Raw genomic sequence first — 16,193 nt, 5'->3', positions numbered from 1 at the left:
CGAGCAGTTCCCTGATCCCGTCTCGCATATTGCGATACCCGGTCGCCAGGACGACCAGATCGGCTTGCAGTTCGGTACCGTCATCGAGAACCACCGCATCGGGTTCGAATCCGACGACGTCCCCGGACACCAGGGCCACCTTCTTCTCGATCAGCAGGCGCGAAGCGCCCTGATCGAAGTAGAAACCACCCGCTTTGGTGATTCCGCGTCCCGGCCCCTCATCGTTGAGCTTGAACCCGACCGATCGCAGGCCGTCGAGCAGTTCCTTGTCCAAGCTCGCGATATGCGCGGCCAGGCCAGGGCTCATCCGGATCGATAACGGGAACGGGATCGACGCGCCCCAGAGGTCCGCGTGCTCGACGCTCTCCCCCGGCCCGTACCCGTCGTTCAACAGCGGCAGCCCCGCTGTCGTGCTCATCACCCAGGTGCTGCTGCGCTGCACCATCGTGGTGTCGGCGCCCTGTTCGAACAGATCCTGCGCAACGTCGTGCGCGCTGTTCCCGGCGCCGACCACGACCGCTCGGCGCCCCGTGAACCGCGGCCCGCCAGGGAATTCCGCCGAATGGTAGATCTCGCCCGCGAAGCTGTCCCGGCCGCGGAGCTCGGGAACGAAGGGCGCGTTCTGCATACCGGTCGCCATCACCAGATGCCGCGGGTGCAGCGTCCGTGGCGGCTCGTCACCTCGGGCCAGTTCGACCGTCCAACGCTGCTGTTCCCGGTCATAGGAAGCGGCGGTCAGCCGGGTGCTCAGCCATACCGGAATGTCGAGGTGATTGGCGTAGGACTCGAGCCAGTCGGCGATCTTGTCCTTCGGGGAGAGGATCGGCCAGGTGTCGGGGAAGGGCAGGTACGGCAGCTGGTTGTTCCAGTAGGTGTCGTGCAACTGCAGGTTGCTGTAGCGGTTGCGCCAGCTGTTGCCCAGGCGGTCGGTCCGGTCGACGACGAGTGATCGGACACCGAGGCGTTGGAGCCGAGCAGACAGGGTCAGGCCGGCCTGACCCGCGCCGATGATGAGAATCGGCGGTTGTGAGCCGCCGAATTCCGCCGCGATCGCCCGCTCTCGCGCCCACGGCACCCGATCCACCGCGACATGGGTGTACTGCGGTTCGTGCAGCGACTGCCAGTTGGTCAGCGATTCCTCGTGCCCCTTCAGCTCCTGCACTGCGGTGAGCAGTGTCCAGGCCCGCCAGCTCCCGTCCTCGTGCACCAGCCGGACCACTCCGTGCCCGACCGCGACGGGCGATTCGAACTCGATGAACGACTCGATCGTCGCGCGACCCGAATCGTCATTGCCTGCCTTGGGAACCCCGTCAGCGGGCAATCGGAAACCCGTCAACTCACGAACCGCGGGCCACAGCGAGACCGCGCCCGCGAGGGCGTCGCGCCCGTGGAAGGTTCGCAGATCCCAGGTGAACGAGAGCAGATCGCGCCACCACCCGGTGCTCGTGAAGAGGCCGGCAATCTGGTCGGGCGTACCGGAAACGAGTGCGAGCTGCAATGCCTCCAACCAGTCCGAGGCTACCGCCGCGGGCTGACCGGTCGTGGCACCGTACGGTTCCAGGTACGAATCCGCCCTGGTCTCCGGCTCGGAGACACCCGAGTTCGTGCTCATATGATTTCCTCCTGAATAGAACCTCGAAAAGTGTTCGACCGAACCCGGTCGCGCTGTGGTTGCCCGGCGTGGCAGGCACGGCGCAAGGCATCCGTGCTGTGCTGCCCGAAACGGACGCCCACCTCGGTGGCAGCGCCAAAACTGAGGAAGGAATGGAACGCCCCCGGGGCGATCTGGAACTCCACCGGGACCCCGGCGCGAGATAGCCGCAGGGCGTATTCGGCACTCTCCTCCAGGAACAGGTCCAACGCGCCCACCACGAGGTAGGCGGGTGGGAGGCCGCTCAAGTCGGCGCACCGGGCAGCGACGGCGTACTCGCTGACATCGGCCGTACTGGGCGGCCTGCCCAAGTAGCTGTGCCAGCCGTAGCTGTTCGACTTCCGCGTCCACACCAAAGCGCCCGCCCACGGCGGGAGATCGGATCGTCGGCTGGTCCGGTCGTCCAGCATCGGATAGGTCAGGTGCTGAAATGCGATCGGATACTCACCCCGGTCCCGCGCCAGCTGGGACAGGCAGGCCGCCAAACCGCCGCCCGCGCTCTCGCCTTTGACCACGATCCGCCCTGGATCGATGCCGAGGGCGGCGGCGTTCGCACTGACCCAGGCGAGCACCGTGTAGCAATCATCGAGTGCCGCCGGGAAGCAGTGTTCCGGTGCCAGCCGGTAATCGACCGCAATCACCACACAGTTGAGATCGGCGACGATCTTCCGGTTCTCCGAATCGACGATGTCCGCGCTTCCCATGACCAGACCACCACCGTGGAGCTGGATGACAGCGGCCCGAGCAGTATCCGTTCCCGTCGGCGCGTGAATCCGCACCGGGACTTCCGCAGCGCCCGCCACCTGCGCGACCCGGGGTTGCGTTGTCACCGCGAACTGATCAGGCTGATGGGTTCGGCTGCGTAACAACGCAAGCCGCGTATCGGACAGCGACTCGTCGTCCAGATCGATATCCGGGATGAGGTCGAGGACCGGGACGAGCTGCGGGTCTATATAGGGAGAGCCGGGAACGGCAGTGTCACGCAAGTATTCCTCCGTCCACTGTCAGCTCGGCCGCGGTCACGAAACTGGCCGCGTCCGACAGCAGGAACGCGACGGCGGCGGCAACCTCGTCCGGCGTGCCCATACGGCCCAGTGGTGTCTGAGCGGTGAGCAGCGCGTTCGTCTCCGGGGGGTTGTTCGCCAGAATGGGGGTTTCGATGATGCCGGGAAAAATACAGTTGACCCGGATCCCGCGCTCTGCAAGATCGCAGGCCGCCGCCCTGCTCATTCCCCGCAGCGCCCATTTGACCGCGGTATATGCCAGCCGACCGCGGGCACCCCGCAGACCGGCGCCGGAGGAGATGTTGACGACCGAACCTCGTGCTCCGGGAGCGACTGCCGCGGCGAAAGCTCGCATTCCGAGAAAGGGACCGAGCTGATCGACCTGATAGTGCAGGTCGAACATTTCCCGCGTGGTCTCACTCAGGGTCTCCGGAATGTACACGGCGGCGTTGTTCACCAGGCCGCTGACCTCTCCGAAACTGTCCACCGCCGTGGTCATCACGCGATCCCAGCCGTCCTCCTCCGCGACATTGTGATGCACGAAACGAGCCCTCGGCCCCAGGTCCTCGGCGACCGCGCTTCCGTTCGGATCGATATCGGTGAGGATCACCGCCCCACCGGATCGGACCACGCGCTCGGCGATCGTCGCGCCTATCCCCTGGGCGGCGCCGGTCACCACCACCACCGCGTCGGCGAGGTCGATCGCGCCCCCGAACGGCCGAGCCGCATCGCCGCTCACCGGAATTCCATTCCGGTGAAACCACCGGCGACCACTGCGGAGCAGTGCTCGACGAAGGTGTGGAACCCGCCCGCGTAGGGAATCAGGTACCGCTGCCCGTCCTGGCCGACTTGGACCATGTAGCTCGCCACCTGACGTCGTAGCAGGGGCTCGGCGACCTCGTTGGCGTGCCGAGTCCACTGGGTTTGGGCCGCTTCACTCGGCTCGACCCTGGTGAGACCGCGTTCGGTCATATGGGCGAGCAGATCGCCCACCAGATCGAGATGCTGGGTGTTGGCCAAGAACATATTCGCCAGAACCGACGGGCTGCCGGGACCGGTGATCGTGAACAGGTTCGGGAACCCCGTGGTCATCAACCCGAGGTAGGTGGCGGGGCCGTTCACCCAGTGATCCGTCGGCCCGCGACCCTCGTGATTCACGATATTCGCCACCTCGAGTGCTCCGGTGAACGCGTCGAACCCGAGCGCGAACACGATCAGGTCGAACTCGTATTCGGCGGCGGCCGTCTTGATACCGCTCCGCGTGATTCCGACGATCGGTTCCCGGGCGATATCCACCAGGACGACATTGTCGCGGTTATATGTCTCGTAGTAACCGGAGCTGACACAGACCCGCCGGGTTCCGATCGGATAGGTGGTCGGCTTCAACGCCGCGGCCGTGGCCGGGTCGGCGACGATCTCGCTGATCTTGTCGCGGACGAAATCACCTACCACGGTGCTGGATTCGAGGTCGACCGATTGATCGGAGAAGGTGAAGTTGATGGTCGCGCCGCCTTCGTCCCAGCGCTGCTGGATCAGCTGCCGCTGCTCGGCGGGCGAGTACTGCGCGGCCGGTCCGGCAGGTGGCCGGGCCCGGATTCCGGCCGCTTGGCCGAACAGCTGGTCGCGGAAGCGATCGAAATTCTCATAGACCTCTGCGGCCTGGTCCGGTCCGGATGCGCGATTGCGGGACGGTACCGTGTAGGCGGGGGTGCGCTGGAATACGTGCAGACTCGCGACCTTCGGCGCGATCTCCGTGATCACCTGTACCCCGGAGGAACCGGTCCCGATAACCGCGACCCGCTTGCCGTCGATATCCACCGGGTCCCGCGGCCAGTCCCCGGTTCGCACCCACCGGCCGCGGAAGTCCGCCAGGCCCGTGAACGGCGGATCGTGCGGTTTCGACAGCTGGCCGGTCGCCATGACCAGAAAGCGTGTGGTCAGCGCTGTCGAACCGTTGATATCAACTGTGTATCGATGCCGCTCATCGTCCCAGCGCGCGCCCGTCACCCTGGACTCGAAGCGGAAAAGGTCGCGCACGCCGAGGTGCCCGGCCACATGCTCGAGGTAGGCGAGGATCTCCGGCTGGCTCGCGTACCGTTCGCTCCACTCCCATGATTTGACCAGCTCCCGATCGAACAGGAAATTGTAGACCTGGCTCTCGACATCGACGCGGGCTCCGGGGTAGCGATTGTGGTACCAAACCCCGCCGAATCCGGCCGCCGCTTCCAAGCCGAGCAAACGCAGCCCCTGGCTCGCGAACCGATGTGCGCCGTAAATTCCTCCCATCCCCGCACCTACGACGACCACGTCGTAGTCACACCCGTCCACTTGTCGATTGGGTTCAACCATGGCGTTACCGATTCCTCATGTCACCTGTCCGGATTCCCGCTGCCGGCGCTCGGGTGAGTGCGACGGTAAGAACAGGCAGTGACGCGCACAACGGTCGGCCGACAGGCGGATTGGGGATCTCCACAGCGCTGGTCCGGGTGGACGCGGACGCCGTGCCGGGGCCTCGGGTATCCCGTTCGGCGGTCCGCGCGCACCCGGACGACGTCACTCGGAGGTGAATCGCTCCCATGCTGTAGCGCCCGCGGTGGCCGCGCCGTCCACCACCATCGCCGAACCCGATACGAAGCTCGCTTCGTCGCTGAGCAGCCAGGAGATCGCCGCGGCGATCTCCGACGGACGAGCCCACCGGCCCAGCGGCACCGTGCTCTCCATCTCGGCCCGTCGTTCGGCACCGCGGCCATCCGAGTCGAGCAGATCCAGGAGTGCTTTGGTCTCCACAAAGCCGGGCACGATCGCGTTGATCCGGACGCCCTGCGGGCCGTACTCCCGGGCAGCGCTTCGAACGAGACCGATGATGCCGTGTTTCGAGGCGGTGTAGATGGTGGAGCCCGGGGTGCCACCGATTCCGTTGATCGATGAGGTCATCACCACCGAACCGCCACCGCCCTGCGCGAGGAATCGCTTGAGCACACCGCGTAGCCCCAGGTAGGCGCCACGCAGATTCACGTTCATCACCTTGTCGAAATCATCGATCTCGCTGTCGGCGACGAAATGCGGTTTATTGCCGATTCCGACGTTGAGATGTGCCAGGTCGACCCGGCCGAACGCCTCCACCGCCTGTGCGAGATAGGTTTCGACGCCTTCCGGAGTGGAGGCATCGCCGGCGATAGCGATCGCCGAATCTCCCAGCGATTCGGCGAAGGCCCGCACCCGATCCGCGTCGATATCCACGATCGCGACCCGCGCGCCTTCGCCGACCAGACGTTCCGCGACAGCGGCGCCGATTCCCTGCGCGCCCGCCGTGACGACCGCGGACTTTCCCTGCAAACCTTCGAGCGCCATGCGCTCCTCCTCGAACTCGACGTGCCGTCGTGGCTCCCCCCGTCCGGCGGCTCCGCGGACCATCCGCGACGCTGGGGAAGCTATCCGGCGCCGAGGTGACCGGGAACACCCTCGCTGCGGCAGATCGGAATCTTCTCCAACGAGCCGCTGTCCTCTCATCCGCTGCGGCCGTACCCGCGATTAACGTCCGGTTGCTCAAGTACCCGGAGGAGATCGAGTGCCCATGCCGTCCAGCAAGCCCGTCGCAGTCGTCACCGGAGCCGCCCACGGGATCGGCCGCGCGATAGCGCTGAGCCTCGGCCGGTCCGGATTCTCGGTCGGGGTGCTCGACCTCGACGAAAACGGTGCGGGTGCGACTGCCGCAGAGCTGTGCCGCGCGGGTGCCGACGCCGTCGGTGTCCATTGCGATGTGCGATCGGCCGCGTCGGTGCGGTCCGCGTTGGACGCGGTCAGGTCGGCCTATGGCCGGCTCGATTCGGCGGTGAACAATGCCGGACTCGGCACCAAGGCGGTCGATCTCGCCGATCTCACCGAGCAGGACTGGGATCTCGTCCTCGACGTCGACCTGCGTGGCGTCTATCTGTCGATGAAGTATGAGCTGCCACACCTGCTGGAGACCCCGGACGCGATCGGCTCGATCGTCAACATCGCGTCCGCGGTGGGCCTGACCGGGTCAGCCGACAACTCACCCGCGTACGTGGCCGCGAAGCACGGTGTCGTCGGGCTCACCAAATCAGCGGCACTGCAATACGCAACGCGAGGGATTCGGGTCAATGCGGTGTGCCCGGGCGTTATCGACACCCCCGGGTTACAGCGCCGGCTGGTCCGAACCGGCCCGGAGGACGCGCGACAGCTCCAGAACAAGCAGGCCATGGAACGCATGGGCGATCCCGGCGAAGTCGCCGCGGCGGTGACGTGGTTGTGTGGGCGCACCGCGACCTTCGTGACCGGCACCGCGATCCCGGTCGACGGCGGCTGGACCGCGCGCTGACTCGACCGGGCCGGCGATCAGGCTCCGTCCGTGCCGGGGTGCCCGGCGCTCTGCGCGCGCAGCAATTTGGATAGGGTCGCGGCGAACTGCTCGGCCTCGTCAGCGCTGAGCACCGAGAAGAACTCGGAGTGGACTTCGTTCTGCGCGAGCAGGCTGGGGCCGATCAGATCCGATCCCGCCGGCGTGATCCGGACGGTGTGTTGTCGTCGATCCTGGTCCTTGGCCCGGTCGCGGCTGATGAGCCCGCGCTTCTCCAAGGTGTTGAGCACACCTGCGACCGCTTGGCGGGAGACGCCGGTCAGTTTACAGATATCGCGGGTGAGCATCTCGCCGAAGATCCAGAGCATGGAAAGCACTCGGGAGGCGGCCTCCGGACATCCGAAACGGTCGTATACCGCGGTCGCTTCTCGATGCGCAAGGTAGGTGAGCGTTCGTTTGAGATTGGTGGACATCCGGAGGGCGGCACTGTCTATGTTCGGATACCGCGCTGCCAGCACCTGGTCGATCAGATTGTCCATCTCATGGACCGTGACCCGGGACGCCAAGGATTCACCGCTGGTCGCCCTGGGTAGACCGTCCGTCGTTGTCTGCACGATGAGAACCCCTCGGCTGTCGATATGAACAAACACCCATTTTGAGCGTAGATGATCGGAACGCCCGCTCGGCTAGCGTCCGCGCAGAAGCGACGTCGGCACAACCCGCCGCGAGCGGATACCGCCCTCGCCGGCCCTGAACGACACAAACGAAGAGGCGACCCGACCATGACCGCAGTGACTACGCCCCAGGACCTTACTCCGTCCCTCGACGCGACAGCCGAAGTGTCGCAATGGCTGCGGCGGCTCGAATCCTGCCTCCGGAACGAGAACGGGGACGATATCGCGGAGCTCTTCGTCGCGGACAGCTGGTGGCGTGATCTACTCGCACTGACCTGGGATATTCGCACCTACCGCGGTGTTCCCGGGATCATCCGGTTGATCGGCGAGTTCGCGTCCCTCGTCAACCCACGAGATTTCGCGGTGGAGGTGGGTAAGCAACCCACGGTCACCCGCGCAGACGGCGGCATCACCATCGAGGCACTGCTCACCTTCCGTACCGACCCGGCGCAGTGTCGCGGCGTGGTCCGGCTCCGTGAGGTGGACGGTGGCTGGAAGGCATGGACGATGGCGACCAGCATGGAGGACCTGATCGGGCACGAAGAGCGCCACACCTCTATCCGGGATGTCGAATTTCCCGAGTACAACACCGCGATCCGCGGTCGTCGGACATTCTACGAAACCCGATCGGAGGAACGGGAATTCGCCGATTTCGAGCCGACGGTGCTGATTGTGGGGGCCGGCCATTCGGGCTTGATGCTCGCGGCCCGGCTGCGCCACCTCGGTGTCTCGCATCTTGTGGTCGACAAGGAAGAACGTCTCGGCGACAACTGGCGCCGCCGGTACGCCGGGTTGTCTCTGCACGACACCTATTGGTTCGCCCGGTTCCCGTACCTGGAGTACCCCGCCAACTGGCCGCTGTACACCCCGGCCGAGCTGATGGGCGATTGGATCGAGTCGTATGTCAACCTGGTCCAGCTGAATGCCTGGGTGCGGACCGAGGTGAAACGCGCCGACTACGACGCCGACGAGGGACGCTGGACTGTCGTCGTCGACCGGGAAGGCGGAGAGCGCGTCCTGCGTCCCAGCCATCTCGTATTCGCGACCGGGCAGGCCGGGCTGCCCTACACTCCGGAAATTCCGGGCGCGGGGCGGTTCCGCGGGGAAGTCGTCCATTCCAGTGCCTTCAGTGGCGGCCGCGACTACCCGGGTGTCAAGGCGATCGTGGTCGGCACCGGTTCCAGCGGGCAGGACGTGGCACAGAGTTTCTACGAGGGCGGTGCCGAGGCGACGACCATCGTGCAGCGCGGCGGCACCTACGTGATGTCGGGTGTCAACGGCATCCCCATCTTCCACGGCGCGTACTGGACCGAGGACGGTCCCGAACTCGGCGACGCCGATCTGCTCAACGCCTCGATGCCATATCTGCTCGCGCTGGAGGAACTCGGTCCCGCCGCCACCCGCGCGATCGCCGAACTGGACGCCGACCTCATCGACGGGCTCACCAGGGTCGGCTTCGAGGTCGACCTGGGCCGTGGCGCCGAGGGGATGTTGGGCGCCGCGCTGCGTCGCGGCGGCGGCTACTACATCGACAAGGGCTGCGCACAGCTCATCATCGACGGCACCGTGCGCGTGCAACGCGGCGAGATCACCGAGTTCACCGAGACCGGCGTGGTCTATTCGGATGGCACCACTGAGAACGCCGATATCGTCGTATTCGCCACCGGTTGGTCCAATATGCGCGATATCGCACGGCCGATCCTCGGTGACGACGTCGTCGAGCGCGTTACACCGGTGTGGGGGCTCGACGAGTACGGTGAACTCCGCAATACCTTCCGCCAGTCGGGGCACCCCAAACTGTGGTTCATCGCCGGTTCCACCGGTATGGTGCGAGGCCACTCCAAGCACGTCGCGCTGCAGATTCTCGGTGTGGAGACCGGTGCGCTCGTCCAGGCTCCCTGACCGCCGACCGGGCCACTCGCCCCTCGACTGCCCGACCGCGACAACCTGTTCCAGCTTTCCGGGGACGAAGCCGTCCCCGCCCCGCAGTGGAGACGTGGAATGAACTCTGACCCCATTGTCATCATCGGTGCCGGGCACTCCGGTGTCTCGGCGGCGATCGCCTTGCGCGACGAAGGCTTCCCCGGCGACATCGTCGTCATCGGTGCGGAGCCGCATCAGCCCTACAACCGGCCGCCCTTGTCCAAGAGTTACCTCAAAGGCGGATCCGCCGTCGAGATCCGGGATGACGGCTTCTGGCAGGACCGGTCCATCCGTCTACGGCTCGGCGAGTCGGCGGCGGCGCTGGATATCGACACCCGCACCGTCCGGCTCGCGGACGGTGCGATCCAGCCGTACGGCACCCTGGTCCTGGCGACCGGCGCGACCGCCAGATCGATTCCGGCGGCGGCCCCATACGCTGTGCTCCGTTCGTTGAGCGACGCGAAGGCCATTCGCCGGCAACTGCGGCCGGGGCGCCGGTTGTGTATCGTCGGCGGCGGTTTCATCGGTCTCGAACTGGCCTGCGCGGCACGAGCGCACGATGTCGAAGTGACCCTGATCGAGGCGGCGCCGCGACTGTTGACCAGGGCTGTTTCGACGCCGATGTCGGACCATCTGGCCACCTTACAGACGGCCAACGGCGTTCGGCTGGCACTGGGCACTTCCGTACGGTCCCTCCGCCCCGGCGAGGTAGTGCTCGATTCCGGGGAGCGGCTCCCGGCAGACTCCGTGGTGGTAGGTATCGGGGTGGCACCCAACATCGAACTCGCCGCCGCGGCGGGACTCACGACCGCGGACGGCATCGTCGTCGACGAGAATCTGCGTACCGACGCGCCCGGGGTGTACGCGATCGGCGACTGCGCGCTGTTCCCCTGCGCGGTCTCCGGCCGGACGATCCGTCTGGAATCGGTGCAGAACGGCACCGATCAGGCCCGCTACCTCGCCAAGGGCATCGCGGCCGGCCATTTCGCGCAGCCGTACCGGGCGGTGCCGTGGTTCTGGACCGAGCAGTACGGCCACAAACTGATGATCGCGGGATGCGCCCGACCCGAAGACCGCGCGGTACTCCGGGGTAACCCCGCGACGGGCGGCTTCTCGGTGTGCCGGATCGATGCCGCAGGTGAACTGATGGCAGTCGAGTCCCTGGATGCGCCGCGGGACCACGTCGCCGCCCGGCGGGTACTGGCGAATCCGGACCGTGCGGTGCTGGCGCCGGATCTGATCGCAGACCCGAACAGCCCGATCGACGCATCGACACTCCCCGCGTGACGGGTGCGGCGGGCCGGATATTCGGCCCGCCGCACCCGTCACCGCAGCTTCTGTACGGTGTGGGTTCAGCCGCGGATCGCGGGGAGGGCCGCAGCCAGCTCCCGCCAGGCCCTGATCGGCGGCTCGCCCGGAACTTCGGAGAGCACCTGCACCGCGACCTGATCAGCACCGGCGTCCCTGTGCTCGTTCACCCGGGCGACCACGCTGTCGATATCGCCGTGCACGACCAGCGCGTCCACCAGCCGGTCCGAACCACCGGCACCGAAATCGGCCTCGGTAAAGCCGAGCTCACGCAAGTTACGCAAGTAATTGGGCTGGGTGAGATATACCGACAGGAAACGCCGGGCGATCGCCCGCGCCTTCGCTCGATCCGATTCCACCACCACGGTCTGCTCGGGACAGAGCATGGGTCCGGCACCGAGCACCAGCCGGGCGCTCGCGGTGTGCTCGGGTGTCACCAGATAGGGGTGCGCGCCCGCGGTCCGGGTCCCGGCCAACTCCAGCATGCGTGGCCGAAGCGCCGCCAGCATGTAGCGGGCAGGCGCGGCGGGCGGTACCGCGGAGTACGGTGCGGCCGCGATCGCGTCGAGGTAGACCCGCATCGCGGTGAGCGGTTTCCGGTAGTCGTGGCCACGCATGCCCACCACCACCGACCGGTGGCTCACCCCGAGCCCGACTAGCACCCGGTCCGGGAAGGCTTCGGTCAGCGTATTCGCCGCGCAGGCGGTGGTGATCGGATCACGCGCCCAGATACTCGCGATACCGGTCGCACCGGTCATCCGCCTCGTGGCGGACAACAGCATCGACAGTTGGACGAACGGGTCCCGGCCCACCATCTCCGGCAGCCACACCGAGCCGAAACCGAGCGACTCCAGTTCGGCCGCGAGCTCCCGAGCCCGGCCGATCGGAAGGAAATCGAACACATCGGTCCAGATCCCGACCCTGGGCAGCGGCGGAACCGCGCGTCGTGGACCGGTCATACGGACACCACCGGAGCGGCGGACGCGGGCACGGAATGTCCGCCGGACGGAGCACCGGTCCACTGTTTGTCCAGCGACCTCCAGAACTCGATCTCACTGTCGTTGTATTCACGGCGAATGGCCTCGGGATAGAAGTCGATATCGACCGCAATCTCGCAAACCGGACACCTGACGACCATCTCCGGTCACCTTTCTGGACGCATGACGCGGCGCCGGAATGCCCGGCCGATCGGCCGGGCATTCCGATCCGGGCGGAAGTTACTCCGAATCCGGGACGAACGACACGCGGAAGCTCTGCGGAGCCAGCGCGAACATCTTGCCGCTGAAATCGGCGTCGAGCACCGTGCAGGACTTCCACTTCCGCGTCACCGCAAGCAGCACCTCTTCCTGCTCCATCAGCGTGATCATCCGACCGAGGCAGCCGTGCCGGCCGGTGCCGAAGTTGAGCGGAGTGACCGCGTGCTCCCGCTCGATATCCAGCCGACGCGGCTCGGGGAAGGCGGCCGGATCGTTGTTGCCCGCGAAAACCGCGGGAAAGAGGGTGTCCTCCGGGGTGATTCGCAGTCCTTCGAATTCCATCTCGTCGAAGGGCGAACGTTGCACCGACCATGCGCCCGGGTTGTACCGCAGCAGTTCCATGACAGCTTTGGAGACCAGCGCCGGGTTCTCCTTCAGCAGCCGCCATTGATCCGGATTCGCGGCCAGCGCCTGCAGGTTCAGGCAGATCTGGCTACTGGTGGTGTCGGTGCTGCCGACCAGCGCGTTGAAAACGACCGCGAGAATATCGTCGGTGTCGATCGCGCCGGTGGCCTCGACCCCGACCATATGCGACAGCAGGTCCGCACCGGGCTTCCGCCGCCGCTGTTCGGCCTGGTCCAGTAGGTATGCCTGAGTCTTGATCGCGGCGTCCTCGATGCGCTCGGCATTCCCTGGGGCCGGCGGCGCGGTCAGCAGCATCATCTCCTCGGACATGTGCTGGATGAAACCGGCGTCGCTCAACGGTGCCCCGATCATGAGGCAGAACAGGGTCGAGGGAAGACGATTCGACAGAAGGCCGAGGAAATCGAAGTCCGCACGCTCCGAATTACTTTCGTCGAGCCATTGATTCACCCAGGCACGGGTTTGCTCGCGCAGCTTCTCGGCGCCGGAGGCGGTGAACCAGGGCGCACACGCCTTTCGCGCACGAACATGATCTACCCCTTCGCGGCTGAACAGGAAGTTCAGGAAGGAGCGTGCGGCGGCTCCGTCCGGAATGCCGATGGTGCGGAGTCGCGACGGCATGGCCAAACTGAATCGGGCGTCGCGTACGACACTCAGCGCGAGAGCGTAGTTCACGATCTCGATTCCCCGATCACTGCGGACCAGGCCCGGCCCCTTCTGGTGCGGGGCGATCGCCGCACATGCACGCTCCACATCGGTCTGGAAGTCCTCGGACATCCAGTCGATGCTGGGGAGAGTATCGATACTCATGGTGCTCCTCGTCTAGATCTACGAACGTCTCGGTGCGATCAACCGTCTTCCCGCAGGCTCAGCGCCTCAGCGGGGCACATGGATACCGCGTCGGTGACAAGCGCGAGGTCGGCCTCTGCGATATCGCCGTCCTGCAGCACCACGACTTTTCCTGACTCATCCAGATCGAAGTGCGCCGCGGCGACGGTGCAGAGGCCCGCTCCGATGCACTTCTCCTTCTCGGCACTGATCCGAGTCCCCATAGGTCCTCCGTCTCCGGGGGTGTCGCTGCCATTCACCGCACGAATGTAAGGAGCGTCACAACGGACCTCCGCATCGAGATCTCCGCCGGGTTGTAGGCGGCTACAAGCGCCGGGTCGAATGTCTCCGGCACCGCGTCACCGCACTCACGCGCCGGTGACCAACGTCGTGGAAACGCCGCTTCCCCGTCCGGATCCGATGCTGGAGATACGCACAAGTTCCCCGTCTGCAAGCCTCCGGTTCCGGCTCGGCGCACCAGTATCGTCGCCGCCAACCGAACCAGGGAGCTAGCGAATTGGCCATCGACCTCGAAATCAAGGACCAGATAGCGCTGGTCACCATCAATCGCCCGGAACGAATGAACGCGATGGACGCTGATGCCTATCATCGCCTCTCCGAGATATGGCAGGAGATCCGTGACAATCGGGATATTCGGGTCTCGGTCATCACCGGTGCGGGCGACAAGGCATTCAGTACCGGCGCCGATCTGAAATCTTTTCTGGGTAATTCGACCGACCTCGGCGACTTCTGGCTGACTCAGCGCGGGCAATTACTCAATCGCGGCATCGAGATGTGGAAGCCGGTGATCGGCGCAGTAAACGGATACTGCCTCGGCGGCGGCCTGACCCTGTTGCTCGCGACGGATATCAGATTCGCGACACCCGGTGCGACATTCGGATTGAGTGAGGTGCGACGAGGTGTGCTACCCGGTAACGGCGGAACTCAGCGGCTCATCGCCCAGTTACCCCATGCCATCGCCATGGAGGCGCTGCTGACCGGGGAAAGTTTCGATGCCGAAACGGCGCTGCGCTGGGGCTTGGTCAACCGGCTCGTAGAACACGAAGATCTCCTGGAGACCGCGCTCACCACCGCGCGGCGCATTCGGGACAACGCACCGCTGGCGGTACAGGCCACCAAGGAGTTGGCACTCCGATCGCGCGATGTCGATCTACCGACAGGGCTCCGGCTCGAAGAATCGCTGCTGAAACTCCTGCGCTACACCAAGGATGCCGTCGAGGGCCCACGCGCTTTTGCGGAGAAGCGCGATGTCGAATTCGTCGGCGAGTGACGATACGAACCGAGGAGATTAATGCGAGGAAAAACTGTCATCGCGGGGATCGGCCATACCGAGTACGGGAAACTTCCCGGCCGGTCGACCATCTCCCTCAATGTCGAGGCGACCCGCAAGGCCATCGCGGACGCGGGAATCGATAAGCGCGATATCGATGCCGTGTTCGTGAAATACCCGACGTCGGGTTACCGGATGATGTATGGACAGACGGTCGCCGAAGCACTGGGCCTGCAACCCCGTATCGGCGGCGTGTGGGACCAGGGCGGGGCGACCAATATCTCGATGATCTCCTACGCCGCGATGGCGATCGAGCACGGACAGTGCGAAGTAGCCCTGGTAACGATCGCCGACAACCCGCGGACCGGTACCCGGCAGGCGTACGAACGCGGCTGGGGCGACGACGCGGTATACGGCTGGTTCGGTACCCCTGCGGGGTATGCCATGATCGCGCGCAGGCATATGGAGGAGTTCGGCACCACGCCCGGCGATCTGGGCGAGATCGCGGTCGCCGCCCGCACGCACGCGCTGACCAATCCGCACGCCCAGCTGCGCCGGCCGCTATCGCTGGACGATCACGCGGCCGCACCGGCCGTGGTCGATCCGCTGGGTCGCGACGACTGCTGCCTGATCTCCGACGGTGGCGCGGCGGTTGTCGTGATGAGCGCCGAGCGAGCGGCTCGGTGCGGAGTCACCGATGCGGTGCCGATCCTCGGATTCGGGCAGGGCCAGACCTCCTGGGATGTCGCGCAACGTCCCGTTTTGACCACGACCGCAGCCACTATTTCCGCCGCTACCGCATTCGAGATGGCGGGGATGGCACCCGCCGATATCGATTGTGCGCAGCTGTACGACTGCTTCACGATCGCTCCGATCATGACGCTGGAGGATTACGGGTTCTGCGCGAAGGGCGCGGGCGGGAAGTTCGTCCGCGACGGCGCCGTCCGGCTGGGTGGGGCGCTGCCACTGAACACCAGCGGCGGGTTGCTGGCAGAGACCGGTATACCCGGAATGCAACTCGTCATCGAGGGCGTGCGGCAGATCCGGGGGACCTCTACCGCACAGGTACCCGACGCGAACACCTGCATCGTCAGCAACCAGGGAGGCATCATGACAACCCATTCCACTCTGATCCTGGGCGACCGATGACCCGCGCGCCGCTGCCGGAGATCACTGCGCTGACCGAACCGTATTGGGTCGCATTGGCCGACGGGCGGCTGACTTACCAGCGCTGCGGCAGGTGCGGGCACTCGTGGCTGCCGGCCCGCGAGGAATGTCCGGACTGCCTGGCCGATGCGCCCGCCTGGGTCGAGGCATGCGGACGCGGACGGCTGGTCAGTTGGGTCGTGTACCACCGCGCCATACACGAATGGTTCGTGGACAAGGTGCCCTACACGGTGGCCGTGGTGGAGCTCGACGAGGGGCCGCGGCTCATCAGTTCTCTCATCCCGGGAGGCACACCCACTATCGACGCCCCGCTGCGATTCCGGCCCACCGTGGTGGATGACTTCGGGGTGGCGTCCTTCGAATTGGCGGACTGAGTCCCACGACAGTGCCGGTGGCGGCCATTCCGA

The 16,193-nt window shown here is 65.9% G+C and carries 15 protein-coding genes; 6 read left to right on the top strand and 9 right to left on the bottom strand.

Annotated features, from left to right (window positions below; genetic code table 11):
• From ACT86A_RS25805 to ACT86A_RS25785, 5 genes are all read right to left on the bottom strand, one after another.
• Positions 1–1,612: flavin-containing monooxygenase (locus ACT86A_RS25805; RefSeq protein ID WP_445094813.1), on the bottom strand; the 1,612-nt coding region annotated here is incomplete at its 3' end.
• A complete protein-coding gene (locus ACT86A_RS25800) occupies positions 1,609–2,637 on the bottom strand; it encodes an alpha/beta hydrolase (protein ID WP_445094812.1) in 1,029 nt (342 codons plus the stop codon). The genes ACT86A_RS25800 and ACT86A_RS25805, both read right to left, overlap by 4 nt.
• The gene (locus tag ACT86A_RS25795; protein ID WP_445094811.1) at positions 2,630–3,394 is read right to left on the bottom strand and encodes an SDR family NAD(P)-dependent oxidoreductase; all 765 of its coding nucleotides are present in this window, start codon (positions 3,392–3,394) and stop codon (positions 2,630–2,632) included. The genes ACT86A_RS25800 and ACT86A_RS25795 overlap by 8 nt, the downstream gene beginning before the upstream one ends.
• On the bottom strand, positions 3,391–5,004 hold the full coding sequence (locus ACT86A_RS25790) for a flavin-containing monooxygenase (protein WP_445094810.1): 1,614 nt from the start codon (positions 5,002–5,004) through the stop codon (positions 3,391–3,393). Before ACT86A_RS25790 ends, ACT86A_RS25795 begins: the two co-directional genes overlap by 4 nt.
• A 204-nt stretch (positions 5,005–5,208) precedes the next feature.
• Positions 5,209–6,006 (bottom strand): SDR family NAD(P)-dependent oxidoreductase, encoded by a 798-nt coding sequence (locus ACT86A_RS25785; RefSeq protein WP_445094809.1) that lies wholly within the window; start codon positions 6,004–6,006, stop codon positions 5,209–5,211.
• A 223-nt stretch (positions 6,007–6,229) separates the two neighbouring features.
• Between ACT86A_RS25785 and ACT86A_RS25780 the strand changes: the two genes are divergently transcribed.
• Positions 6,230–6,997, top strand: coding sequence for an SDR family NAD(P)-dependent oxidoreductase (locus ACT86A_RS25780; protein ID WP_445094814.1), 768 nt, complete (start codon positions 6,230–6,232; stop codon positions 6,995–6,997).
• 17 nt (positions 6,998–7,014) lie between these two features.
• On the opposite strand, the gene ACT86A_RS25775 is transcribed toward ACT86A_RS25780, so the two are convergent.
• On the bottom strand, positions 7,015–7,590 hold the full coding sequence (locus ACT86A_RS25775; protein WP_445094808.1) for a MarR family winged helix-turn-helix transcriptional regulator: 576 nt from the start codon (positions 7,588–7,590) through the stop codon (positions 7,015–7,017).
• A 168-nt stretch (positions 7,591–7,758) separates the two neighbouring features.
• Here ACT86A_RS25775 and ACT86A_RS25770 point away from each other — a divergent pair, with 168 nt between their 5' ends.
• Positions 7,759–9,552 (top strand): flavin-containing monooxygenase, encoded by a 1,794-nt coding sequence (locus ACT86A_RS25770; protein WP_445094807.1) that lies wholly within the window; start codon positions 7,759–7,761, stop codon positions 9,550–9,552.
• Between the two features lie 99 nt (positions 9,553–9,651).
• Positions 9,652–10,860, top strand: a complete 1,209-nt coding sequence (locus ACT86A_RS25765) for an NAD(P)/FAD-dependent oxidoreductase (RefSeq protein ID WP_445094806.1) — start codon at positions 9,652–9,654, stop codon at positions 10,858–10,860.
• Positions 10,861–10,925: 65 nt separating this feature from the next.
• Here the strand turns inward: ACT86A_RS25765 and ACT86A_RS25760 are convergent, their stop codons facing one another.
• The 3 genes from ACT86A_RS25760 to ACT86A_RS25750 all read right to left on the bottom strand — a co-directional run bounded on the left by ACT86A_RS25760 (position 10,926) and on the right by ACT86A_RS25750 (position 13,552).
• Positions 10,926–11,840, bottom strand: coding sequence for a TIGR03620 family F420-dependent LLM class oxidoreductase (locus tag ACT86A_RS25760; protein ID WP_445094805.1), 915 nt, complete (start codon positions 11,838–11,840; stop codon positions 10,926–10,928).
• A gap of 258 nt (positions 11,841–12,098) precedes the next feature.
• Positions 12,099–13,310, bottom strand: a complete 1,212-nt coding sequence (locus tag ACT86A_RS25755) for a cytochrome P450 (protein WP_445094804.1) — start codon at positions 13,308–13,310, stop codon at positions 12,099–12,101.
• A gap of 38 nt (positions 13,311–13,348) precedes the next feature.
• Positions 13,349–13,552 (bottom strand): ferredoxin, encoded by a 204-nt coding sequence (locus ACT86A_RS25750; RefSeq protein WP_445094803.1) that lies wholly within the window; start codon positions 13,550–13,552, stop codon positions 13,349–13,351.
• Between the two features lie 293 nt (positions 13,553–13,845).
• Here ACT86A_RS25750 and ACT86A_RS25745 point away from each other — a divergent pair, with 293 nt between their 5' ends.
• From ACT86A_RS25745 to ACT86A_RS25735, 3 genes are read left to right on the top strand one after another with little or no spacing between them, the layout of a single operon-like run.
• Positions 13,846–14,619, top strand: a complete 774-nt coding sequence (locus tag ACT86A_RS25745) for an enoyl-CoA hydratase/isomerase family protein (protein ID WP_445094802.1) — start codon at positions 13,846–13,848, stop codon at positions 14,617–14,619.
• 21 nt (positions 14,620–14,640) lie between these two features.
• Positions 14,641–15,768 carry a thiolase family protein gene (locus ACT86A_RS25740; protein WP_445094801.1) on the top strand — a complete coding sequence of 376 codons (1,128 nt, stop codon included), beginning with the start codon at positions 14,641–14,643 and terminating at the stop codon, positions 15,766–15,768.
• Positions 15,765–16,160, top strand: a complete 396-nt coding sequence (locus ACT86A_RS25735) for a Zn-ribbon domain-containing OB-fold protein (protein ID WP_445094800.1) — start codon at positions 15,765–15,767, stop codon at positions 16,158–16,160. The genes ACT86A_RS25740 and ACT86A_RS25735 overlap by 4 nt, the downstream gene beginning before the upstream one ends.
• Positions 16,161–16,193 lie beyond the last annotated feature (33 nt).

Source organism: Nocardia glycosmidis (assembly GCF_052545115.1).
Note: the sequence above shows the minus strand (reverse complement) of the source record. Positions and strands in the feature narration are given on the sequence as shown.